Origin of the sequence: Bacillus sp. FJAT-29790, assembly GCF_019039215.1 — a bacterium.
Taxonomy (GTDB): Bacteria; Bacillota; Bacilli; order Bacillales; family Cytobacillaceae; genus Cytobacillus.
Genome location: NZ_JAHNZZ010000001.1, coordinates 2,617,746 through 2,639,361, shown reverse-complemented (window position 1 = coordinate 2,639,361; position 21,616 = coordinate 2,617,746). Strand labels below are relative to the sequence as shown.

Below are 21,616 nucleotides of genomic sequence, written 5' to 3'. Positions count from 1 at the left end.
ATAAGGGAGGTGCAGGGAAAATGGAATTTGTCATTATAAATGGAGAATTTCATGAACGTTCAGCGGCGAAAGTCGATATTGAAGACCGCGGTTATCAATTCGGGGATGGGGTTTACGAGGTCATCCGTGTCTATAATGGGAAAATGTTCACGGTGACTGAGCATCTGGAGCGACTGATTGAAAGTGGAAAGAAAATCGGGATGGAAATCCCTTATACCGTTGATGAAATGAAAGAGCTGCTAAAAGAGCTGATGGAGAGAAATCAGCTTGCTCTTGGAACAATTTACATGCAAGTTTCCCGAGGGATATCTCCTAGAAATCACGCGTTTCCGGCAGCAGATGTTGCCCCAACATTTATAGCATATACCCGAGAAGTAGGCAGACCTGTCGAAAATATGAAAACAGGTGTAAAAGCCATTCTAAATGAAGACATACGCTGGCTGCTTTGTGATATTAAGAGCCTTAATCTTCTGGGAAACTTAATGGCTAAGCAAAAAGCGGTGGAAGCTGGTTGCTTCGAGGCAATCCAGCACAGAGGCGATATTGTTACAGAAGGAAGCCAATCCAATATATCAATCATTAAGGATGGAAAGGTCATGACTCATCCGGCGGATAACCTGATCCTTAACGGCATAACAAGGCAGAAAGTATTGGAAGTTTGCCGAATGAATGGAATCCCTTATGAAGAAGCTACCTATACAGTGGAAAGCCTATTGGAGGCGGATGAAGTATTCCTTTCTGGTACGACAGTAGAAGTCACACCCATTGTTGAAATAGAAGGAAAAAAAGTGGGCGGCGGTGTTCCTGGACCAGTAACAAGAAAGTTACAGGAGCTTTTGATACAAGAAATTGAGAAGGAATGCGGAAGTTTGTAAAATAAAACCAGATCATTCGGTTTTTCCGAGTGGTCTTTTTTATCGCAGATTATTCGACAAAATCCGAGTGGTGGCTGTTATCGATTGGTGTACCTCCCCAAACTTTGTTAAAATAGGTGAAAATGTCTGTTAATTAATGGGGGTTTGTGAATGGAAAGGAAGGCGCATTTTTTCTTTGCTCTCAGTTTACCTAAGGAAATAAAGTATAAGATGAAGGATGCATGTTTGAACCTAAAGGGGAATTTTCCGTTTCACCGATGGGTTCATCATGAAGACTACCATATTACTTTGGCTTTTCTTGGCTCAGCCCCAGCGGAAAAGCTGCAGGATGCCAGAAGACTTGTTGAGGAAGGGTTAAAAGGGCAAAAATCCTTTCCGCTTCAAATTCACCAACTCGGGGTTTTTGGAAAAGGGGATAACCCAAGGATTTTTTGGGCGGACACTGTTAAAGAGGAACGATTATCCGTCATTCGGGACATTGTTTTTTCCGCTTGTTTACGTGCAGGCTTTGAATTAGAAACAAGGTCATTTAAGCCACATATTACACTTGCAAGAAAATGGCCTGAGAGCAAACCTTTCCAAGGAAGCCTCCTAAATGATCAAAACCCGTTTCAAGATTCACCCCTTCACTTCAAGGCGAATGAAGTGGTTTTATATCAAACACATTTAGATCAAACGCCCAAATACGAAAGAATGGCTATCTTTCCATTAATGGACGAATAAACTAATCATAAATTTCCTAATGATCTTTTAGCTAGGCTGTTTTCGTAAAGTTTGTTACTTTTATAATGTGATTTTATTTAATAATCTGAGTTGATTGGAGCGGAGGGCACTTGACTCCTCGAAAATGCTATCGCATTTCCTTCGTGCGTGGGCAGATTCAAGGATGTAAATGCAGTATCCTGTCGGAATAGAGGGAACGGGAGACCCCACAGGCGGTAACGCCGAGGAGGCTCCCGTCACTCCCCACGGAAAGCAAGTGCCCGCAGCGGAAATCAACGGGCGATATTTGAAAGCTAAAACAACAATTAATGTGAAAACAGTCTTAAACACAGAAAAAAACAAGGCAGGGCATGGAGAAATGGGACAGTTAATAAAATTACAAGATTATGTATCACGTTATGAACAAAATATCTATTTATACCCTTCCCGTTACGTTAGGCTTAAAAAACAACAGTGGGGAAAATTGGAAATAGCATGGGAAAATAATGATGATTCTTTTTTCGAAAGCGGGTTTCAAACTCAGGCAGAGACTCTTGACTGGCTCGAGGATGAAAAACAGCCCCTTATGCAAAAGCTAAAGGGATTTTTAAAGCTAGGAAAAAAAGAAATAGAAGATGAAGCCCCGTTTTTCACCTCCGAACAAGAAAATTCAGAGGATGAAGAGAGCTCAGAAGGAGCGTCATTTGATTTTGAAACCTCTTTTACTTATAGACCAGATACGAAAGAAGATTTAAAACAGCAATTTCTAGACAAATTATTTCACTTTCAAATGAAATGGGCCAGCTCAACTTTGACTGAGAAATCTTTTGTAGATCGATCGTTTTATTATGATGAACAACTAAAATACTTTCTTCAAAGATTTCCAGATACGTATCTTATTCTATATTCTCCTATCTTTTTACTAAAGAAAGCACCGGTCGAAGTAGATACAATCATCATAAGCCCAACAGGCATATGGTGTGTCAGCTTTCTTGAAGAGGAAGATCTGGCTGTTTTCATTGGGGCAAATGAGCGGTTCTGGATAAAGCGCGGCAAAGGCGAGGAGAAAAAAATCTTAAATCCATTATTAGCGCTCAACCGGACCGAGAAGATTGTCCGGCAAATTTTTCAGATGAATGATATCGATTTGCCTATCCATAAAGTTGTATTATGCAGGAATGGTTATATTGATTATCCTTCCGTTCCTTTTGATGTAGATCTAATTGAAAGAAGGAATTATGAAGAATGGTTTAATCAGATGAGGAATCTTCGTTCGCCGCTAAAACATACACAGCTAAAAGGTGCACAAGCTTTGCTGCAATTTTGTCAAACAACATCGATAAGAAGGCTTGAATGGGAGCTTCCTCATGAAGAATAAGTCGCTGATGACACTTATGAAAGGCATCTATTATCTCGCGAATCCTTAGGTAAAAACCTGCTACTACCAAAGAATTTTTTTATCGTTTTTTTTGAGGACATGTTTCGTTTTAAGAAGAAGAAACATTAACTGGTAAAGCAATTAATATTAATATCACTTTTATAACCCCCCTTGCCTGCCAAAATGCAGATGAGGTGGTCATTGGCTGTACACCGTTAACTTTATTCAGCAGAAGTCTCTAAACGATATAAGACCAAGATGAATGCAAAAAGGTATCCAATTCAGCCGGGGTTCAAACCCTGGATGAATAAAACTAAGCCTCCGGCGGATGCCTCAGATTTTTTATCGAGCAAGCTAAGGTAAATATCTGGGCGCAAATACCCCAAGGCGAATTTGATCCGTATAACTCTGACATTATTATTAAGCGACTCGATCAATGAAAAGGATATAAAGGAGTTGAGCACGAATGAATTCCATCAATCGTAATTTTTACGCTTATTTAGATGAAATGCGAATCATTACGGTCTTAATTCCTTATGAATACCATGGAGGAACCTCTTCTCAATTTACGTTAATAAATGACAGCGGGGAGAGCGAGCTGCAAGTAACCATTCTTAGCCGCACACCAATAGGCGATGCGGTGAAATATATTTGCGAGACGGATTTAGTGCCAATGATTGGAGAGCAATATTGGGTGTTGGATGAGTACGGAGGAAAAACGGATTTGCAAATTGGTGCTGTTATTCGGACAGATGCTTTTGATGAAATTTTTTTTTATAAAGGTACGCTTGGGATTTTATATAAAAAAGAGCAAACCGCTTTTAAGCTTTGGGCACCTACAGCTACGAAGGTAAAGCTAAAATTGATTTCTGAAGGGGAAACCGACCCTGTAACGCTCGATATGAGCAGGGAAGAAAAAGGGGTTTGGGGAATTACAGTAACTGGTGACTTAGAAAATTGCCGCTATACTTTTCTCGTCTGTGTTAACTTGGAATGGAGAGAGGCAGTTGATCCGTATGCCGTTTCTGTAACCGTTAATGGAGAATGTGGGATTGTCATTGATTTGCAAAAAACAAAAATTGAAAAGCTGCCCCTTCCTCCTTTAGAGAAGCCCACTGATGCCATTATTTACGAAACTCATATCAGGGATTTTACAATACATCCGGACAGTGGAATAACAAAAAAAGGGACCTATCTTGGAGTAGGGGAATTAAATACAGTAGGAGAGGATGGGACTATAACCGGTCTTTCCTATGTAAAAGAGCTTGGCATTACGCATCTTGAGTTTCTTCCATTCCATGACTTCGAAGGTGTGGACGAGAGAGGCACGAAAAAAGATTATAATTGGGGCTATAATCCTTTGCATTTTAATGCACCTGAAGGGAGCTATTCGACAAATCCTGCTGATCCATATACGAGAATCAAGGAATTGAAGTCGATGATTCACGCTGTTCATTCCCAAGGGCTTAGGGTCATTATGGACGGTGTCTATAATCATGTATATATCCGCGAGAATTCTTCATTTGAAAAAGTTGTCCCCGGTTATTTTTTTCGGCATGATGAATTCGGCATGCCCTCAAATGGTACCGGAGTTGGGAATGATATTGCTTCCGAAAGATTAATGACCAGGAAATTTATTATTGATTCGATCCGATTTTGGATGGATGAATATTTCATCGATGGTTTCAGATTTGATTTGATGGGGATTCTTGATGTTGAAACGATGAGTCAAATTCGGGAAGTTGTTGACTCGGTAGATCCGTCTGCACTAATTATCGGCGAAGGCTGGGATTTGAATACACCAATCCCAGGGGATAAAAAAGCAAGTATCCGCAATCAGGAAAAACTTCCAAGAATTGGCCAATTTAATGACTGGTTCAGGGATTCTATAAAAGGCAGTACCTTTAATCTTTATGATAAGGGGTATGCACTAGGAAATGAACATTATTACGAAGCAGCAAGACAGGTTCTAGCAGGGAGCATTGGACTTGAAAAAAAAGAAAAAGGTCTTTTCTTTTCACCTGTCCAATCCGTAAATTATGTGGAATCTCATGATAATCATACATTATGGGATAAACTATCTGTTTGCTCCACCGCGATAGATGACGATATAAAAAAGCGGCAGCATCGGCTAGCAACCGTTATGGTGATGCTTGCCCAGGGAATCCCGTTTTTGCACAGCGGACAGGAGTTCTTCAGGTCAAAAAAGGGAATTGGCAATAGCTATCAATCACCTGATGATGTGAATCAATTGAGCTGGGCTTGTAAAGGGCGATTTTCAGAGAACATTAAATATATTAAAGGGATCATCGAAATAAGGAAGACACATAGGGCTTTTAGGTTCTCAACCGCAGAACAAATACGTCAGCATATGCAGTTCTTGTCCGTTAATAGACCGGTTATTGGCTATACGCTTGATAAGGTTCGGGAATATGGAAAATGGAGCCAGATCATTGTTTTTATTAATCCCGCCCTCGTTCAACAACCTATTAATTTACCAGAAGGAGAATGGGAAGTGCTTGCGGATGACCAACATGCTGATATGAGCCCTACCAGGCATGTTAAACATGATTTATTGCTTATGCCAGTCAGCTCCTATGTGTTAGTTCGTCAATAATTACTAAAAAGATATCACTATCCACTAACTTATTTTGAAACAAAAATAAATGGACTTGACGAAAAAAGCAAGGAAGAATAAAATTTATAAAGAGAGCTATTGTGAGATACTTGCATCAATAGCTTTTTTTTATTTTAATCCAAGGCTGTTTTCGTAAACTTTATTGCTTTTTTAGAGTGATTTTATATGAAAATCAACGGGCAAACTTTGAAGGCTAAAAACAACAATATATGCGAAAAGAGCTTAATCCAATAATAAAATGAATTCGGATTGGTGGGCTTTTTATGGGTCCGCCTTCTCTTTCTGTCAATATACATGTACAAGGCGCATGGATCAAATTCGCCTTGGCGTATTTGCACCCAGATTTTTATCGAGCTTGCTCGATATATTCCTTTAAAAAACCTGGGGCATCCGCCAGAGGCTTAACTTTATTCAGCCGGGGTTTGAACCCCTACTGAATTGCATACCTATTTGCATTCTCTTCCCAATTATATTCGTTAAGAGACTTCCGCTGAATAAAGTTAAAAATATAATTGAAGCAATTGGCAGCCTTATGCTTTCTATCATAGCTGTTTTACACAATGGCTTAACAAATTGCAGGTGAACAATTTTGGAACATTTATTTGGACAAGACTGGGAGATTGTTCCCGCAGGCGGTGCAACCGGAGAAGCGTTTTTTGCCAAGCATAAAGAACAAAGACTGTTCCTGAAACGGAACTCATCTCCATTTCTAGCTGTTTTATCCGCTGAGGGAATTGTCCCTAAGCTTGTTTGGACGAAGAGACTTGAAAACGGTGACGTTATTACTGCCCAGAAATGGTTAAATGGGAGAGAGCTCAAGCAAGCTGAAATGAACAATGAACGTGTGGCAAGGCTGCTGAATAAGATTCATAGTTCAGAACCCTTGCTTGGTATGTTAAAAAGATTGGGGAAATCTCCACTTTATCCAGAAACTCTACTCCACATGATCGAAGAAGAAGTGGATGTGGAACTAAAGGAGAATAAAGCTGTCGCTCATTCGATCGAGTTTCTTAGAGAAGAAATATTAAATATCCAATGTGAGGAAAAGACTGTTTGCCATTGTGACGTTAATCATAACAACTGGCTGTTAGCTGAAAACAACCAGTTGTACTTAATTGACTGGGACGGGGCGATGATTGCAGACCCCGCCATGGATATGGGCATGTTATTATACTGGTACATCCCGAAGCAAAAGTGGGCAGACTGGGTCGAGCGCTATGGGCGGATGCTGACAGATGAATTAATGTTAAGGATGAAGTGGTATGCGATTGCCCAAACATTGACATCGATTCAATGGCATAAAAGTAAGTACCGTTTACAAGAGATGAATAAATGGCTGCAATTTTTAGAGGGAATTCATCAAGAAAACTGATTGATATCATTCACCCATTGGGATAGCTCCTGTTGATGTAATTCTATATGGTTGTCCAATTGGGAAGAGTTTCTGCCATTTTGACCGTAATAATATATTTCTTCCAATACAGGTTTTGTCCTTTGGTCCATATTCGGATGAACCATTAAAGATTTCACTAATCGTTCTAATTGTTCACATTCTGAAACTGAGCCGCAACAATCGGTTTGATGGTTGCTTAATATATCTTTTAATAAATTCAACTGATCCTGATGGTTAATTGGCATAATTGACACCTTCTCTTTCTTAATTGCTTGTAAAAGGGAATTCACTTGTTAGGTTGTGAATTCCTTTTTTATTTATGCATGGACTGCTGTTCTAGATAGACAGGAAAGCGTAATTTTTTGAATTAGAGAAATATCTATCTCATAAGGAATACTTCTAGGAATAATCAATCGCAGGAACAATCTGTGTGTTCCGAAGGCGCTTCCGCATTTCGGGGTTGCAACGTCTGAAATTGCATGATATTGTTTGAACGATATTAAATTTTTAGGAGTGTAAGCATGCGACAAAGAAATAAACCATGGGCAAGGGAAAAGCTTGCCGAGTATCCGCAATACGTTATTCCTTCTCCTGAACAATACAAAGGGAAATGGCATGAAATTTTTGAAAAAAAACAACCGCTTCATATAGAAATTGGGACCGGCAAAGGTCGTTTTATTACAGGAATGGCAAAGGCTAACCCTGATATTAATTATATTGGCATTGAATTAGCTGAAAGTGTGATTGTCACCGCACTGGACTTGGTCATTGAAGCAGAACTGTCTAATGTAAAACTAATGAATGTAAATGCAAACGACCTAAGGGATTTTTTTGATGGCGGAGAAGTTGACAGAGTTTATCTGAATTTTTCCGATCCATGGCCGAAGACTCGCCATGCCAAACGGAGACTAACTTATAAAAGTTTCTTAAGCGTATACGAAGACATCCTTGTTGAGAACGGTGAAATCCACTTTAAGACGGATAATCAAGGATTATTTGAAAGCTCACTTATGAGCTTTTCGGAATATGGAGTCTTGCTTAAATACGTGAGCTTAGACCTTCATAACAGTGATTTTGAAGGAAATATTATGACCGAATATGAAGAAAAATTCTCCAAAAAGGGAAACCGTATATATCGATGCGAAGTTCAATATACGAGTGGAAAAAAGGATAAATAGTCATAAAAAAGGACGCATGTGCAGCATGCGTTCTTTTTTATGACTATTTATTAGCTTAAAGATATTGGTTTAATGAAACCTTACCCTATTAAATTTGTCATTTTGCCCATCGTTAAAATAATACAGCTAGGCCGTTTATTTATCCTGTTGATTATCATTCATAGATCGGTAAAGTTGTGTATTTATACTGCCTTGAACAATGTTTTCGAGAAAAAACTCACCAATCATTTTCAAATACTCTTCATCGTCGAACATCTTTTTGTTCTGTAATTCCATTTCTGCAAGTCCTTCGTATGTTGAAAGAAGTGCGTATGTATGATCCCGTCCAGTGATAGGCATTAATATCTCTACCTTGTGACTAAAGTTTTCATTCCGATACATCTTAATTTCTCTTAAATTTTTTATTACTTCTTTAAATTTCTCCTGTTTAATATCAAACGTTTGGTAAACAAAAACAGTCAATTAATTCACCCCTATATTGATAAGTCAAAAGAACAAGACTAGAAGTAAACTTTTTTGCTAGTGCTTTAATATGGTCTATCACATCATTCTTCATCTATTTTGCTTATTTGTAAGTAAGGCTATACATTAGCAATCGCTTTTTCAAATGGAGAAATTATCACAATCACAAGGTCCCCCATAGTTAGTATTTAATTCTTAATGAAATTAACAATATGCTATAATGAAAAAAACAGAAAATTCTACCTCCTTAGCTGCATAGGGTGATAAATGAAAGGAAGAAAAAGTCTCATGATAACGGAGAATGAAGTTTTGTTTGAAGAACACCAAGGAACAGGATGGGTTATTTTAAATCGTCCTAAAGCTTTAAATGCATTATCGCTGCAAATGGTGACAGATATTTATCATCAATTAAAAGAGTGGTCTACGAATGATGATGTTTCACTTGTTTGCATTAAAAGTCAAAGTGAAAAGGCGTTTTGTGCTGGGGGAGATGTGCGGGCAATTTGTGAAACCGCGAAAATGAATCCTTCGTCGATGATTCCGAAAGAATATTTTGCAACAGAATATAAAATGGATTTACTTATCCATGAATACCCAAAGCCGGTGCTGGCATTTATGGATGGCATTGTTATGGGCGGCGGGGTCGGTCTATCTGTAGGTGCTCAGTTTAGAATAATTACGGAAAAAACGAAATGGGCGATGCCTGAAATGAATATCGGGTTTTTCCCTGATGTTGGTGCTAATTATTTCCTTAATCAAATGCCAGGTAAAATTGGCATTTATCTCGCTTTGACTTCGAATGTCATAAAAGGAGGAGATATTCTTTACACAAATGCAGCCGATTATTATATGGAGAGCAGTAAATTGTGCGAATTAGAAAATTTTATTAAAAATAACGTTTGGAAAAAGGAAACTGCATCTGAAAGACTGAAGCAATATTTGGAACCGATTTGTTTGAAAGTGGACACGCTATTACGCAACCTAGATGAGAAAAAAATCAATCAACATTTCAAATTTGAAACAGTGGAGCAAATAATTGAATCATTAGAAGAAAGTGCAAGCACAGGGGACGAATGGGCAGAGAAAACAAGAAATACACTTCTTTCAAAATCACCAACTTCACTAAAAGTGACATTAGAACTTATGAGAAGAGGAAAAGAGAAAACATTGAAAGAAAGTTTTGAAATGGATGTTCATGTTGCTCTTAACTTTTTACATACTCCTGATTTTTTTGAAGGCGTCAGGGCTGTATTGGTCGATAAAGACCATTCGCCAAAATGGCAGCCGGATTCATTAGACGGTGTAAGTGAAACATATATTCAGGAATTTTTCACTGTCTAGCTCCACGAGGAACGCTTCAGCAGCATGATCATCGCAGGAACATTCTGTTCCTTGATTAATCCAAAAGGTGCTTACGCTTTTCTGAATTATGGTGAAATAATGAAAAATAGTTGACATACTTTATTTTACAATATAGAGTAAGTATCAAGTGTTAATCAAATTGAATATTTAAAATACTTCTTATCAAGAGAGGTTGAGGGACTGGCCCTATGACACCTCGGCAACGGACTTGCTTGTACCGTGCCAATTCCAGCAAGTATGACTTGATAGATAAGAAGAGGACTTTTCGTGTACTCTGACCTCTTCTAATTCTATAGAAGAGGTTTTTTTATTCTAGCTAGTTTAGATAGAAGGTGAGACTATTTTAAAATTATAATTCCTATTATTCATATTTGAATAAAGGGAGAAATCATCGAAACAATCAATGTATGAAAATAGGCAATTTAAAAATCGAAAAGATTAGGAGTGATATATATGTCTAAAGTTAAATACGAACAAAGAGGTAAGATTGGCATTATCACAATAGATTCCCCTCCTGTTAACTCGCTCGATCGTGCTGTTTTTAATCGCTTGGAAGAGGTCATCTTGCAAATAGAGGAAGATGTTGCTGTTGTCATTATTGAAGGGGCTGGAACAAAGGCGTTTGTAGCTGGCGCTGATATTAAGGAATTCCCGGGATTAACACCAGAAGCAGGCGAAGCACTTTGTTTGCGAGGGCAGTCTGTTTTTAACAGGTTAGCTAAATTGAAACAGCCAGTAATTGCCGCGATCGACGGGTTTACTTTAGGCGCAGGGTTAGAGCTTGCGCTTGCATGTGATATCCGCATTGCTAGCGCACGCTCTCAATTTGGCCTTCCTGAAGTAAAGCTTGGCATCATTCCAGGATACGGGGGGACACAACGGTTAGCTCGTTTAATTGGCACGGGAAAGGCGATGCGGCTCATTTTCTCAGGAGAATTCATTTCTGCTGAGGAAGCTTTTCATTATGGCATCATTGAAGAAGTGACAGAAATAGATGCAATAGGCAAGGCAATAGAGCTTGCGGAAGTGATTGCTTCAAGAGGACCTATTGCTGTCCAAAAGGCGAAAGAAGCGATAACAAAGGGTATCGGCATATCTTTAGATGAAGGCTTAAAGCTTGAGGCTAAATTGTTTAGTGAAATCTGTACAACAGAGGATAAGGAAGAAGGAGTATCCGCTTTTCTTGAAAAAAGAGAACCAGTATTTAAAGGTAATTAATTGAGGAGGAGAAAAGGATGAAGAAGATTGGCGTTATCGGCTTTGGTACTATGGGTGCTGGGATTGCACAAGTATGTGTTGAGGCAGGCTATGAGGTCATTGCGATTGAAAAGGAAAAGGCTTACTTTGATCGCGGATTGAAACAAATTCAGAAAAATTGGAACAGAGCGATTGAAAAAGGAAGATTGAATGAAGAAACTCAAACAAAATACGAAAAACTGCTCGTTACATCTACGGAGTGGGAAAGCATTGCGGATGCTGACTTTGTCATTGAAGCGGTTAGTGAAGATATGGAGCTAAAAAAAGATATTTTCAGGAAAATCGATCAATCAGTGAATGAAAAAGCAATTATCGTCAGCAATACATCAGGGTTGAGTATTACTGAGATAGCAAGTGTGATGAAAGATCCCGGGAGAGTCATGGGGTTCCATTTCTTTAATCCAGTGCCAGTTATGAAATTGGTGGAACTGATTAGGGGATATGACACTACGGATGAGACTTACGAAAAATCACTAGCGCTTGTAGAATCGCTTGGCAAGGAAGCAGTCGCGGTTAAGGAATCACCACTATTTGCCGTCAATCGAATTTTAGTTCCGATGATAAATGAGGCCATTTTTGTTCTACAAGAAGGTGTAGCGACCGCCGAGGACATTGACAAAGGTATGAAGCTTGGTGCCAATCATCCGATCGGACCACTTGCACTTGCCGATTTAATTGGTCTAGACACCCTTCTATTTGTTCAAGATTCATTATATGAAGAAACACAAGATTCTAAATACCGGGCTGCTTCACTACTAAGAAAGCTGGTAAGGGCGGGACATTTAGGTAGAAAAACAGGAAAAGGCTTTTTTGAATATTGAAAGGTTAGGAGATAGGAGGCAGATTCGTGAGTACCACAGTTGGGGAATTAATCGTTTGGTCCGCTCAAAATTATCCGAATAAACCTGCATTAATTTATCGGGAGAAAAATCAAAGCTTTACGTTTGGTGAATTAAATTATAAGGTAAATCAATTTGCTTCTTCCTTGATTCAATTAGGTGTTAAAAAGGGTGATGTTGTTTCTACATTTCTCTATAACACAAGTGAATTTGTTGTCGCTTTATTTGCTTCGGCGAAAATTGGGGCGATTTTCAATCCTATCAATTACCGTCTAACCGCGAGTGAACTACAGTATATTTTAAATGATGCTCAATCAAAGGTTCTTTTATTTGAAAAAGAAGTGGCAGGTGTGATTGAAGAAACGAGGAAATTAGGAGCAAATGTTTTGCATTATATTTATACGGACGAAACGGTCCCTGAAGAAGCACTTGATTTTTATAAACTACTAGAAAAAGGCCATCAATCAGAGCCTAATGTTCATGTAACTGAAAATGATACTTACATTATGATGTACACAAGCGGAACAACCGGGCGTCCTAAGGGTGTCATTCACAAGCATCGAGATATGGTCCACCATAACTTTCTCATGATTGAATGCAACGGATTTAGCAAAAATGATATCGGACTTTCCGTTGCGCCTCTGAATCATACAGCGGAACTACATACGTCTTTTCTTCCAAAAGTAATGGTAGGCGCTACAACGATCCTGCTGCATTCTTTTGAAGCGGAAAAAGTGTTAAAGACGATTGAGGAAGAGAGGGTTTCTCATATTTTTGCAGCCCCGACAATGGTGAACATGCTTCTAAACGTGAAAAGCTTTGAAGATTTTGATCTTTCTTCACTGAGACTTCTTGGTTATGGAGGGGCCTCTATGGCTCCAGTGCTGATCAGAAGGTTTCAAGAGAAAACCAATGCTGATTTAGTGCAAATGTTTGGGACAACAGAGATGGGGCCAGTCATGAGCGTTCTCTATGCCGATGAGCAATTAGAAAAGGCCGGATCAGCTGGTAAAGCCATCCTTACACATGAAATGAAAATTGCCCGTGTCGAGGAGGATGGAAGTCCGACGAATCCCGATAATGAATGTGAAGTAGGGGAAATAGGAGAAATTCTTGTAAAAGGTCCATGCATGATGAAAGAATATTTTCAACGTCCTGAAGCAACTGAAAATGCTCTTGCCTATGGCTGGTATCATACTGGCGATATGGGCTATGTTGATGAGGAAGGCTATATTTGGATTAAAGATCGAATGGATTACATGATCAACTCTGGTGCAGAGAATATTTATCCCCGAGAAGTAGAAGATCAATTACTAGAACATACTGAAGTCCTTGAAGCAGCCGTGTTAGGCAAGCCTGACCCGACATGGGGGCAAATCGTTGTTGCATTTATCGTTAAAAAGGAAGGAAGCACATTAACAGAGGACAAGCTTGACCAATTTTTACTTGAAGGAAAGCAGCTGGCAAAATTTAAACGCCCTAGAGAATATCATTTTGTAGGAAGTCTTCCTAAGACGACAAGCGGAAAAATGCAAAAATTCGTGCTTGCTGACCAGCTTGCTGAAATTTAGGGGAGGAAAGTTAGATGAAGGCAGAAAAAGTGCAGCATCATAGTTTTGAAATATCAGAGGATCACCTTCAAATTAAACAGGAAATTCATCGTTTGGCACAGGAACGAATTAAGCCTAGAGCAATAGAAATTGACGAACAAGCGGAATACCCGATGGATATTTTGCATCTCCTTGCAGAGTATGGATATATTGGTGCGAATATGCCGGAAGAGTATGGAGGGGCGGGTCTTGATCTGCTTAGTTTTTGCCTGATTGTAGAGGAAATTGCAAGGGTTTGTGCATCATCTTCACAAGTGGCAGTCGTACAAGAGCTAGGAACATTACCGATTATTATTGGCGGGGGAGATTCCTTGAAGAAAAGGTATATTCCTGATTTAGCCACTGGAAAAAAGATTGCAGCATATGCCTTAACTGAACCGAATGCGGGATCTGATGTAAAAAGCTTAAAAACCCGCGCGGAGCGTGTCGGGAACTCATATATTTTAAACGGCCAGAAGATGTTTATCAGCAATGGTGGTGTTGCAGATGTTTACTCTGTATTTGCGCAGACTGATAAGGGAATTACAGCCTTTGTAGTAGAGAAGGACACTCCAGGATTTGAAGTAGGTAAATTGGAGAAAAAAATGGGAATCAAAGGATCGCCAACAGCTCAGCTCTATTTTGATAATTGTAGAATTCCCGTAGAGAATAGAATTGGTGAAGATGGGGATGGCTGGATGATTGCCATGAAAACCTTTGATAAGTCAAGACCAACTGTTGCTGCTCAAGCCTTAGGAATCGCACAAGGTGCATTCGATGCTGCAGTAGAATATGTTCAAGAAAGAGAACAGTTTGGAAAAAGCATTGCTTCTTTTCAAGCTGTTCAATTTATGCTGGCAGATATGGCTACACAAATCGAAGCTGCACGAGGTCTTGTTTATAAAGCGGCTTCAAAAGTAAATGAACTGACATCAACTGGAAAAAATCCGGAATTAACGCAAGCATCCTCCATGGCGAAAATGTTTGCTTCAGACGTTGCAATGAAGGTCACGACAGATGCAGTCCAACTTCTAGGCGGATATGGATTTATCCAGGAATATGAAGTGGAGAGAATGATGAGAGATGCTAAAATTACGCAAATCTATGAAGGAACGAACCAAATTCAACGCTTAATAATTGCAAGGACGATCTTAGGAGGGCGCTAATGGGCAAATATAAAATTTTATTCATTCATGGTGCTGGCGGAACAAAAAGTAAATGGAGAGCAGTAGGGGGTTATTTCAAATCATCCCAATTTGAAGTGATTGATCTTCCGGGGCATGGGGACAATGAAACTAGCATATTTGCTAGTATTCAAGATTATGCCGCTAATATTGACAAAGCCATTCAGGAAGATACAATTGTAGTCGGTCATTCGATGGGTGGCCTAATTGCACTTGAATTGGCTGCCAGAAGCAAAAAAGTAAAAGGAGTTGTCCTTGCAGCAAGCTTCTATGAATTACCAGTACATCCCAAAATGCTTGAAAAGTTGGAAAATGGTGAGTATCCAAGTTCGTTATTTTACGCATCATACAACAAAGACATAAGTGAACATTTGCTTGAAGAAGAAAAACAGGAATTAAATCAAGTACCAATTGAAATCACTTATGCAGATTTTAACGCCTGTAATCAATATACAGAAGGAAAAAGGGCTCTTTCGTCACTGAATATTCCGATTTATGCAATTTTAGGAAGCCAAGACCGACTATTGCCAATTGGTGCAGCCGAATCACTAAAAAATGTAAAATCGGATATGAAAATTACAGAAATTGAGGGCTCAGGTCATTATATTATGCTAGAAAAACCAAAGGAGTTTATTCTTGCGCTTACTGAATTTGTACAAGAGGTTGAAACGCAAACAGTTTAATCCATCGTTATTTACTCCAGAAAAACAACTTATATGGGTTGGGGAATAATTAAAATTTACTAATAAATTCGAGGGGGGAAGAGAGATTCTTCTCTCTTTCTTATTACAGTTAAGGAGGTATACAATTTGCTCTATATTAATGGTCAATGGATCGAATCAGAATCAAATAATTGGTTTCCTGTTTTCAATCCTGCAAATGGGGAAGAGATTGAAAAAGTTGCTGATGGGAATATTAATGATACGAAAAAAGCGATTGAAGCAGCTGCCAAAAGCTTTCGTACATGGTCTAAACTTACGGCTTATGAGCGCTCTAATTTTTTATATAAAGCATATGAAATAATGATACAACGAAAAGAAGAGCTTGCGAGATTAATGACTTTGGAACAAGGAAAACCATTAAAGGCTGCGCGTAATGAAGTTCAATATGCAGCTGATTTTTTATTGTGGTATGCAGAAGAGGCAAAACGGGTATACGGCGAGGTCATTCCAGCTTCAAGACGAGATCAAAGGTTTATAGCAATCCGACAGCCAATCGGAGTGGTTGGTGCGATTACTCCATGGAATTATCCAGTTTCAATGATTACTAGAAAAATTGCTCCAGCTCTTGCTGCCGGCTGTACCGTTGTTTTAAAACCCGCTGAAGAAACGCCCCTATGTGCGAGAGAGGTATTTAAAGTTCTTGCTGATGCAGGAATTCCAAATGGTGTTATTAATTTAATTTCATCATCCCGGCCAGAAGAAATTGGGGAGGAATTATTGACGAATCCAGCTGTGAAAAAAATAACCTTTACTGGATCAACTGAAGTCGGAAAAAATATCGCTGAAAAGGCGGCAAAAAATGTAAAAAGGATATCGATGGAATTGGGCGGGCATGCACCATTTATCGTTTATGATGATGCTGACCCAGTACATGCTGCAAAAGGCGTTTCATTAGTGAAATTTCTAAATACCGGGCAAGCGTGTATTAGCCCGAATCGTATTTTTGTACATAAGTCAATTGCAGAAGAATTTACTAAAACCTTGATTGAACGGGTAAATAAACTAAGGGCTGGCAATGGATTAGAGGATGGAATTAGTATTGGTCCGCTTGTAAGTGAGACGGCAATTGCAAAGGTGGATGGACAAGTAAAAAACGCGACCGAGAAGGGAGCCCAATTAATAACTGGGGGATACCGCTTGACAGATAATGGGCTTGATAAGGGCACTTATTATGCACCGACGATTTTATCGGGAATTAATAAGGAAATGAAAATTTTCAGGGAAGAAACATTCGGCCCTGTAGCCCCAATTATTACGTTTGAGTCTGATGAAGAAGTGTTAGAGATGGCAAACGATACGCAGTACGGTCTGGCGGCATATGTGTATACGAAAGACCTATCAAAAGCTATGAAGGCATTTGAAGAACTAAATTTTGCTATTATTGGTATAAACGATATCAATCCAACTTCCGCCGCTGCCCCATTTGGGGGAATGAACGAAAGTGGGCTAGGCAGGGAAGGCGGAAAGGAAGGAATTCAAGAATATTTAGAAACGAAGCTTGGCGGATTTTCGATCTAACAGTAAGGCGCCCTTAACAATAATCATTGATTTATTAAGGCTATTTTCTTAAAGTTTGTTGTCTTTATAATCTGAGTTGATTGGAGTCAAGTGCCTTCCACTTCACTCCACACATCGTTTTAAATGTTGATAAAAGCAACAACCTTTTAGAAAACAGCCTATTTAAATGTTACTTGTTTTTGTAATTTGTAAGCTCGTGGAGAAGAATGGCTTATTCTCTACGAGCTCTTTCTATAATAGACGATTTTTAGGTTAGTCTATTCATTTCCAAAATTGTCCCTGTGCCAACATCGGCAACGAATTCAAACTGCTCCATCTCCCCGCTTGCCAATCTAGAAATACCGCCTTTATAAACTTGGTATTGCAGGTAGCCTTTTTTATAAGGCTCTGCGTTCATGTAAATCCACGAACCACTGATAGGTCCGTCTTTCTTGAATGCGTCTTTTGCGTTTGCTAAAGCTTTTTCAGGAGAAACGGTTGTTTTTTGTGCGAGTAGTTCCCTTGTGGCATAACCACTTGCCAATCCGACTCCCACCCCTAATAAAAACGATTTCCAGTTCATAAAAACACCTCCATTTGTGAAAACAATCGAAAATTCTCCGCTTTGTTTAAAAATCTTATCTTTAATCTTATCAAATAAGTGAACCGTATAGAATTAGAATTAGTGGTAAGACATAATAAAGTTCTGTAAAATAATAGAATACATAATTGTCTTTAACTTTATTCAGCAGAAGTCACTAGACGATATAAGTGGCGAGATGAATGCAAAGTTAAGCCTCAGGCGAGCCTTTCGATTTTTAAAAGGAATTTATCGAGCAAGCTAAGGTAAAATCTGGGCGCAAATACGCCAAGGCGAATTTGATTAAATAGGTTATTTTAAAGGAGCGGAAAACATGAACGAAAAAACTTTACAGCTTTTTAAAACATTAACAGAATTACCTGGAACTTCAGGGAATGAACATTTGGTTCGCAAATTTATGCGCGAGCAATTAAGCCAATTTGCGGATGAAATTGTCCAGGATAAGCTCGGAGGCATCTTTGGCATTAAAGTAGGAGACGTAAACGGTCCGACTGTTATGGTTGCTGGACATATGGATGAAGTTGGTTTTATGGTTACTTCTATTACAGAAAATGGGATGCTGCGTTTTCAGACTCTTGGCGGGTGGTGGAGCCAAGTTTTACTCGCACAACGCGTGCAAATTATGACAGACAATGGCCCTGTAATTGGAGTAATCGGTTCAATTCCTCCGCATCTTTTAGATGAGGCAAAACGTAGTAAGCCGATGGAAATTAGCAATATGCTTATTGATATTGGAGCAGATAACCGCGAAGACGCTGTAAAAATCGGGATTAAGCCTGGTCAGCAAATCGTGCCTATTTGCCCGTTTACACCGATGGCAAATGAAAAGAAAATTATGGCAAAGGCATGGGATAACCGTTATGGCTGCGGCTTAGCAGTAGAGCTTCTTAAAGAAGTAAAGGATGAAAAGCTTCCGAACATTCTTTACTCTGGTGCAACGGTTCAGGAGGAAGTGGGGCTTCGAGGAGCGCAAACTGCAGCCAACATGATCAAACCAGATATTTTCTTCGCATTAGATGCGAGTCCTGCAAATGATATGTCAGGAGATAAAAAGGAGTTTGGCCAATTAGGCAAAGGGGCCCTTTTACGAATCTATGATCGTTCAATGGTTACTCACCGTGGAATGAGAGAATTTGTCTTAGATACGGCAGAAAAGCACGATATTCCATATCAGTATTTTGTTTCTCAAGGCGGGACTGATGCAGGAAGAGTTCATATGTCCAATGAAGGGGTACCAAGTGCAGTCATTGGAATTTGTTCTCGCTATATTCATACTCATGCTTCCATTGTCCATGTAGACGACTATGCAGCTGCTAAAGAATTGTTAGTGAAACTTGTTAAAACATGTGATCGTTCAACAGTTGAAGCGATACGTCAAAACAGCTAAGCTTTTTTGAGGCAACTAAGCGTTGCCTCTTTTTAAATCAAATGGCTATGTTTAAGTTTAATTGTGATAATTGCACTTGTTTATTGTAGCGGAAAGCGAGTGCCTGCAGCGGAAATCAACAGCTATATTTAACACAGCCAAATCCAATAAATAAGGAGTGGCATTGATGAAAATTATTATCGGATCTCAAAATCCAGCCAAAGTTTTGGCTGTACAGGAAGCGTTTAAACATTATCAAACTGATTTTATCCCTATGAATATCCCCTCTGGCGTCAGTGCACAGCCCTTTTCAGATGAAGAAACGATTCAAGGAGCGATTAATAGGGCTTATGATGCTTTGAAATTAGGTGAAGGTCATATTGGGATAGGTTTAGAAGGTGGTGTACAAGAAACTAAATATGGTTTGTTTTTATGTAATTGGGGTGCATTGGCAGAAATCGGGGAGTCGCCAATCATAGCAGGTGGAGCACGAATTCCTCTTCCTGTCGAAGTGGCAGACCATGTACTAGCCGGTGAAGAGCTAGGTCCTGTGATGGAGAATTACGTCAAGAAAGATAACGTCAGGAAAAAAGAAGGGGCAGTAGGGATATTTACAAATAACCAAATTAACCGGGCTGAAATGTTTACACATGTTATGAAGCTTCTAGTAGGGCAATATGAATTTAGGGGAATGGAGAAGAGATAGGCAGTAGCCATCTCCTCTTCATTTTATTTATCTTCAAAAATATATGATAATACTTTCAATGCCTGATTAACCGTTTCGACCGTTACATTTGCTTTACTGGAAAGCTCTTTTAAAGGATGATGAAGTTCTTGTGGGCGAATTAAAATCAGCGGCTTTCCTAGAGAGAGAGCTGAACTAGCATCCATTGCGGTATTCCACTGCCGATATTTCTCCCCGAACAGGGCAATAACAAGATCTGATTTTTTCATCAAAATTTGTGTTCTCAAGTTGTTAATATTTGATGCCGCTTCATCGCGAAAAATCGGATCAGGTTGCTTACCAAGGATCTCTTCTCCGATCAGGTCAGATCGGTCATGATTTTCCATTGGCCCGACAAAATGAAGGGGAAGCTGTAGAGATTTTGCTTTTTCTTTTAGCTCATCCCTCCAGCTTGTGTGGATTTCTCCTGCTAAGTAAACAGTTAATTCCATTATAATTCCTCCTCACAGCATAATGGCTATATTTTACCACTATCTCCAATGATTTACATACATAATGCTTTATATTTACTATTGAAGGGTTGTCAGACTATTAATAAGAAATGTATGATAGAAAAGTATGATATGATTCCTAGCAAGGAGGAAAAAAGTATGAGGAAAAATTCTAAAGCTGCCTTGCTCTTATTTTTTGCAGTTTTACTACTAAGTGCTTGTTCTGCTTCTTTAAAAGAAGAGCAAAATGCGGCTAAGAGTGCTGTAATTGAAGCGTTCAACAGTACACCAAAAAAGACTAATAATCAAAATGAAGATATCGAGTTTTATTTGCCTTTTGGTGTTGAAGTGAAAAAGGAGACCCCTAATAATATCATCTTAAAAAATGGTTCGAAAACATATATTCTTTTTTATAACCAACATGAGGGACCGGAAAGTAAAGTTGTGTATAAAGCGACGATGAAGCAAAATGAGTATGATTTAAATGAAACATTTACGAAAGATGGACGTTTAGGTTTCCTATTGATCAAAAATAAAGAAAAAAAAATGAATGAAATGACTATAGGAATTGGCGGAGTGAAAATTACAGCCCAATCGAAAACAAAAAATTTATCATCTGATGCTGCAACAATGATCGCCATCGTTAACTCGGTAAAGATGAAATAAGAAAAGCGAGGGGAGATTCCCTCGCTTTTTTATCTTCTTTTTTTGATGATTTTTGTTTTCAAGCTGTTGAATACAGCCTTAAATATAAATTTGCGCTTTTTTGCAACAGTTTTAATTGCTTGTTCTTCAATCGAGTCAAGCTTAAATTGGTTAACCTCTAACTGAAGGTCTCCGGCAATTTGACTGAGTTCAGTTGCCGCCAAGTTTACTCCCGAAATGGCTTCAAGCTGTGTTTCGCTCGATGCAGAAACTTCTTCAGATGCCGCTAAAGATAGTTCGGAAACATTGAAAACGCCCTGAATACGTTCCGTTAACGAACTGTTTGAAGCTTGTACATTCATTACGGCAGCTTCGATCGTATTAATTTTTTCGTTAATCCCTTTAACATGCTGCACAATATTTTCAAAAGCGTTCTTCGTCATCTGGACCGATTCACTTTGGCGAAGCTCGTAATCATTAAATTTCTCTGATTCAGACATTAATTGTGACATTGTTGTATTCATGGAAGAAACAAGTGAATGAATGTTCTGTGCTTCTTGTTTTGAACGTTCAGCTAATTTCCTTACTTCTGTAGCTACAACAGCAAATCCTTTTCCTGCTTCACCAGCCCTTGCCGCCTCGATCGCAGCATTTAAAGCCAATAAATTTGTGTTATCGGCTATACTTTGAATGGTGTCGACAATTGAAGTAATATTGTCTGATTGTACAGATGCTTCGCTTACTTTTTCAGT

At 39.0% G+C, this 21,616-nt stretch carries 20 protein-coding genes, 1 pseudogene and 1 riboswitch; of the genes and pseudogenes, 16 read left to right on the top strand and 5 right to left on the bottom strand.

What is annotated here, in order from left to right; genetic code table 11:
* The first annotated feature begins 20 nt into the window (after nucleotides 1-20).
* The 5 genes from dat to BGM26_RS12375 all read left to right on the top strand — a co-directional run bounded on the left by dat (nucleotide 21) and on the right by BGM26_RS12375 (nucleotide 6,965).
* Nucleotides 21-875, top strand: a complete 855-nt coding sequence (gene dat / locus BGM26_RS12395; RefSeq protein WP_217040118.1) for a D-amino-acid transaminase — start codon at nucleotides 21-23, stop codon at nucleotides 873-875.
* Nucleotides 876-1,025: 150 nt separating this feature from the next.
* Nucleotides 1,026-1,598: an RNA 2',3'-cyclic phosphodiesterase gene (gene thpR, locus BGM26_RS12390; RefSeq protein ID WP_217040117.1), complete on the top strand. Its 573-nt coding sequence runs from the start codon at nucleotides 1,026-1,028 to the stop codon at nucleotides 1,596-1,598.
* Nucleotides 1,599-1,956: 358 nt separating this feature from the next.
* On the top strand, nucleotides 1,957-2,955 hold the full coding sequence (locus BGM26_RS12385) for a nuclease-related domain-containing protein (protein ID WP_217040763.1): 999 nt from the start codon (nucleotides 1,957-1,959) through the stop codon (nucleotides 2,953-2,955).
* 466 nt (nucleotides 2,956-3,421) lie between these two features.
* The gene (gene pulA / locus BGM26_RS12380; RefSeq protein ID WP_217040116.1) at nucleotides 3,422-5,572 is read left to right on the top strand and encodes a type I pullulanase; all 2,151 of its coding nucleotides are present in this window, start codon (nucleotides 3,422-3,424) and stop codon (nucleotides 5,570-5,572) included.
* Between the two features lie 610 nt (nucleotides 5,573-6,182).
* The gene (locus BGM26_RS12375; RefSeq protein ID WP_217040115.1) at nucleotides 6,183-6,965 is read left to right on the top strand and encodes a phosphotransferase family protein; all 783 of its coding nucleotides are present in this window, start codon (nucleotides 6,183-6,185) and stop codon (nucleotides 6,963-6,965) included.
* Here the strand turns inward: BGM26_RS12375 and BGM26_RS12370 are convergent.
* Nucleotides 6,953-7,231, bottom strand: a complete 279-nt coding sequence (locus BGM26_RS12370) for a YtzH-like family protein (RefSeq protein WP_217040114.1) — start codon at nucleotides 7,229-7,231, stop codon at nucleotides 6,953-6,955. The two genes, BGM26_RS12375 and BGM26_RS12370, sit on opposite strands and share 13 nt — an antisense overlap.
* Nucleotides 7,232-7,507: 276 nt before the next feature.
* Here BGM26_RS12370 and trmB point away from each other — a divergent pair, with 276 nt between their 5' ends.
* Nucleotides 7,508-8,164, top strand: a complete 657-nt coding sequence (gene trmB / locus BGM26_RS12365; RefSeq protein ID WP_217040113.1) for a tRNA (guanosine(46)-N7)-methyltransferase TrmB — start codon at nucleotides 7,508-7,510, stop codon at nucleotides 8,162-8,164.
* Nucleotides 8,165-8,299: 135 nt separating this feature from the next.
* Here the strand turns inward: trmB and BGM26_RS12360 are convergent, their stop codons facing one another.
* Complete coding sequence (locus BGM26_RS12360; RefSeq protein ID WP_217040112.1) at nucleotides 8,300-8,626, bottom strand: hypothetical protein; 327 nt, start codon at nucleotides 8,624-8,626, stop codon at nucleotides 8,300-8,302.
* Between the two features lie 267 nt (nucleotides 8,627-8,893).
* Between BGM26_RS12360 and BGM26_RS12355 the strand changes: the two genes are divergently transcribed.
* The 7 genes from BGM26_RS12355 (at nucleotide 8,894) to BGM26_RS12325 (ending at nucleotide 17,097) form a co-directional block, all read left to right on the top strand.
* Nucleotides 8,894-9,967, top strand: a complete 1,074-nt coding sequence (locus BGM26_RS12355; RefSeq protein WP_217040111.1) for an enoyl-CoA hydratase/isomerase family protein — start codon at nucleotides 8,894-8,896, stop codon at nucleotides 9,965-9,967.
* 177 nt (nucleotides 9,968-10,144) lie between these two features.
* Nucleotides 10,145-10,244, top strand: a riboswitch (SAM riboswitch).
* 197 nt (nucleotides 10,245-10,441) lie between these two features.
* The gene (locus BGM26_RS12350) at nucleotides 10,442-11,206 is read left to right on the top strand and encodes an enoyl-CoA hydratase/isomerase family protein (protein ID WP_217040110.1); all 765 of its coding nucleotides are present in this window, start codon (nucleotides 10,442-10,444) and stop codon (nucleotides 11,204-11,206) included.
* A gap of 17 nt (nucleotides 11,207-11,223) precedes the next feature.
* Nucleotides 11,224-12,066 carry a 3-hydroxyacyl-CoA dehydrogenase NAD-binding domain-containing protein gene (locus BGM26_RS12345; protein WP_217040109.1) on the top strand — a complete coding sequence of 281 codons (843 nt, stop codon included), beginning with the start codon at nucleotides 11,224-11,226 and terminating at the stop codon, nucleotides 12,064-12,066.
* 26 nt (nucleotides 12,067-12,092) lie between these two features.
* Nucleotides 12,093-13,655: a long-chain-fatty-acid--CoA ligase gene (locus BGM26_RS12340; protein ID WP_217040108.1), complete on the top strand. Its 1,563-nt coding sequence runs from the start codon at nucleotides 12,093-12,095 to the stop codon at nucleotides 13,653-13,655.
* 14 nt (nucleotides 13,656-13,669) lie between these two features.
* Entirely contained in the window at nucleotides 13,670-14,839 is a 1,170-nt protein-coding gene (locus tag BGM26_RS12335; protein ID WP_217040107.1) for an acyl-CoA dehydrogenase family protein, read from the top strand.
* The gene (locus BGM26_RS12330; RefSeq protein ID WP_217040106.1) at nucleotides 14,839-15,540 is read left to right on the top strand and encodes an alpha/beta fold hydrolase; all 702 of its coding nucleotides are present in this window, start codon (nucleotides 14,839-14,841) and stop codon (nucleotides 15,538-15,540) included. The genes BGM26_RS12335 and BGM26_RS12330 overlap by 1 nt, the downstream gene beginning before the upstream one ends.
* Before the next feature lie 126 nt (nucleotides 15,541-15,666).
* A complete protein-coding gene (locus BGM26_RS12325; protein WP_217040105.1) occupies nucleotides 15,667-17,097 on the top strand; it encodes an NAD-dependent succinate-semialdehyde dehydrogenase in 1,431 nt (476 codons plus the stop codon).
* A 247-nt stretch (nucleotides 17,098-17,344) separates the two neighbouring features.
* On the opposite strand, the gene BGM26_RS12320 is transcribed toward BGM26_RS12325, so the two are convergent.
* Nucleotides 17,345-17,659, bottom strand: coding sequence for a PepSY domain-containing protein (locus tag BGM26_RS12320; protein ID WP_217040104.1), 315 nt, complete (start codon nucleotides 17,657-17,659; stop codon nucleotides 17,345-17,347).
* A 331-nt stretch (nucleotides 17,660-17,990) separates the two neighbouring features.
* Here BGM26_RS12320 and BGM26_RS12315 point away from each other — a divergent pair, with 331 nt between their 5' ends.
* A complete protein-coding gene (locus BGM26_RS12315) occupies nucleotides 17,991-19,064 on the top strand; it encodes a M42 family metallopeptidase (RefSeq protein WP_217040103.1) in 1,074 nt (357 codons plus the stop codon).
* Nucleotides 19,065-19,230: 166 nt separating this feature from the next.
* Nucleotides 19,231-19,749, top strand: coding sequence for a DUF84 family protein (locus BGM26_RS12310; RefSeq protein ID WP_217040102.1), 519 nt, complete (start codon nucleotides 19,231-19,233; stop codon nucleotides 19,747-19,749).
* 23 nt (nucleotides 19,750-19,772) lie between these two features.
* Here BGM26_RS12310 and BGM26_RS12305 read toward each other — a convergent pair whose 3' ends face one another.
* Complete coding sequence (locus BGM26_RS12305; RefSeq protein ID WP_217040101.1) at nucleotides 19,773-20,219, bottom strand: YtoQ family protein; 447 nt, start codon at nucleotides 20,217-20,219, stop codon at nucleotides 19,773-19,775.
* Nucleotides 20,220-20,378: 159 nt separating this feature from the next.
* Here BGM26_RS12305 and BGM26_RS12300 point away from each other — a divergent pair, with 159 nt between their 5' ends.
* Nucleotides 20,379-20,885 (top strand): hypothetical protein, encoded by a 507-nt coding sequence (locus BGM26_RS12300; RefSeq protein WP_217040100.1) that lies wholly within the window; start codon nucleotides 20,379-20,381, stop codon nucleotides 20,883-20,885.
* A gap of 29 nt (nucleotides 20,886-20,914) precedes the next feature.
* Here the strand turns inward: BGM26_RS12300 and BGM26_RS21950 are convergent.
* Nucleotides 20,915-21,556: pseudogene (locus tag BGM26_RS21950) on the bottom strand (methyl-accepting chemotaxis protein); the annotation flags it as partial.
* Nucleotides 21,557-21,616: the final 60 nt, after the last annotated feature.

What these genes read in the sequence shown, in the direction of transcription:
- BGM26_RS12320 (WP_217040104.1), bottom strand. Translation starts at nt 17,659, where the DNA reads ATGAACTGGAAATCGTTTTTATTAGGGGTGGGAGTCGGATTGGCAAGT.
- thpR (WP_217040117.1), top strand. Translation starts at nt 1,026, where the DNA reads ATGGAAAGGAAGGCGCATTTTTTCTTTGCTCTCAGTTTACCTAAGGAA.
- BGM26_RS12315 (WP_217040103.1), top strand. Translation starts at nt 17,991, where the DNA reads ATGAACGAAAAAACTTTACAGCTTTTTAAAACATTAACAGAATTACCT.
- BGM26_RS12370 (WP_217040114.1), bottom strand. Translation starts at nt 7,231, where the DNA reads ATGCCAATTAACCATCAGGATCAGTTGAATTTATTAAAAGATATATTA.
- pulA (WP_217040116.1), top strand. Translation starts at nt 3,422, where the DNA reads ATGAATTCCATCAATCGTAATTTTTACGCTTATTTAGATGAAATGCGA.
- BGM26_RS12330 (WP_217040106.1), top strand. Translation starts at nt 14,839, where the DNA reads ATGGGCAAATATAAAATTTTATTCATTCATGGTGCTGGCGGAACAAAA.
- BGM26_RS12305 (WP_217040101.1), bottom strand. Translation starts at nt 20,219, where the DNA reads ATGGAATTAACTGTTTACTTAGCAGGAGAAATCCACACAAGCTGGAGG.
- BGM26_RS12310 (WP_217040102.1), top strand. Translation starts at nt 19,231, where the DNA reads ATGAAAATTATTATCGGATCTCAAAATCCAGCCAAAGTTTTGGCTGTA.
- BGM26_RS12350 (WP_217040110.1), top strand. Translation starts at nt 10,442, where the DNA reads ATGTCTAAAGTTAAATACGAACAAAGAGGTAAGATTGGCATTATCACA.
- BGM26_RS12355 (WP_217040111.1), top strand. Translation starts at nt 8,894, where the DNA reads ATGAAAGGAAGAAAAAGTCTCATGATAACGGAGAATGAAGTTTTGTTT.
- BGM26_RS12335 (WP_217040107.1), top strand. Translation starts at nt 13,670, where the DNA reads ATGAAGGCAGAAAAAGTGCAGCATCATAGTTTTGAAATATCAGAGGAT.
- BGM26_RS12345 (WP_217040109.1), top strand. Translation starts at nt 11,224, where the DNA reads ATGAAGAAGATTGGCGTTATCGGCTTTGGTACTATGGGTGCTGGGATT.
- BGM26_RS12300 (WP_217040100.1), top strand. Translation starts at nt 20,379, where the DNA reads ATGAGGAAAAATTCTAAAGCTGCCTTGCTCTTATTTTTTGCAGTTTTA.
- dat (WP_217040118.1), top strand. Translation starts at nt 21, where the DNA reads ATGGAATTTGTCATTATAAATGGAGAATTTCATGAACGTTCAGCGGCG.
- trmB (WP_217040113.1), top strand. Translation starts at nt 7,508, where the DNA reads ATGCGACAAAGAAATAAACCATGGGCAAGGGAAAAGCTTGCCGAGTAT.
- BGM26_RS12385 (WP_217040763.1), top strand. Translation starts at nt 1,957, where the DNA reads ATGGGACAGTTAATAAAATTACAAGATTATGTATCACGTTATGAACAA.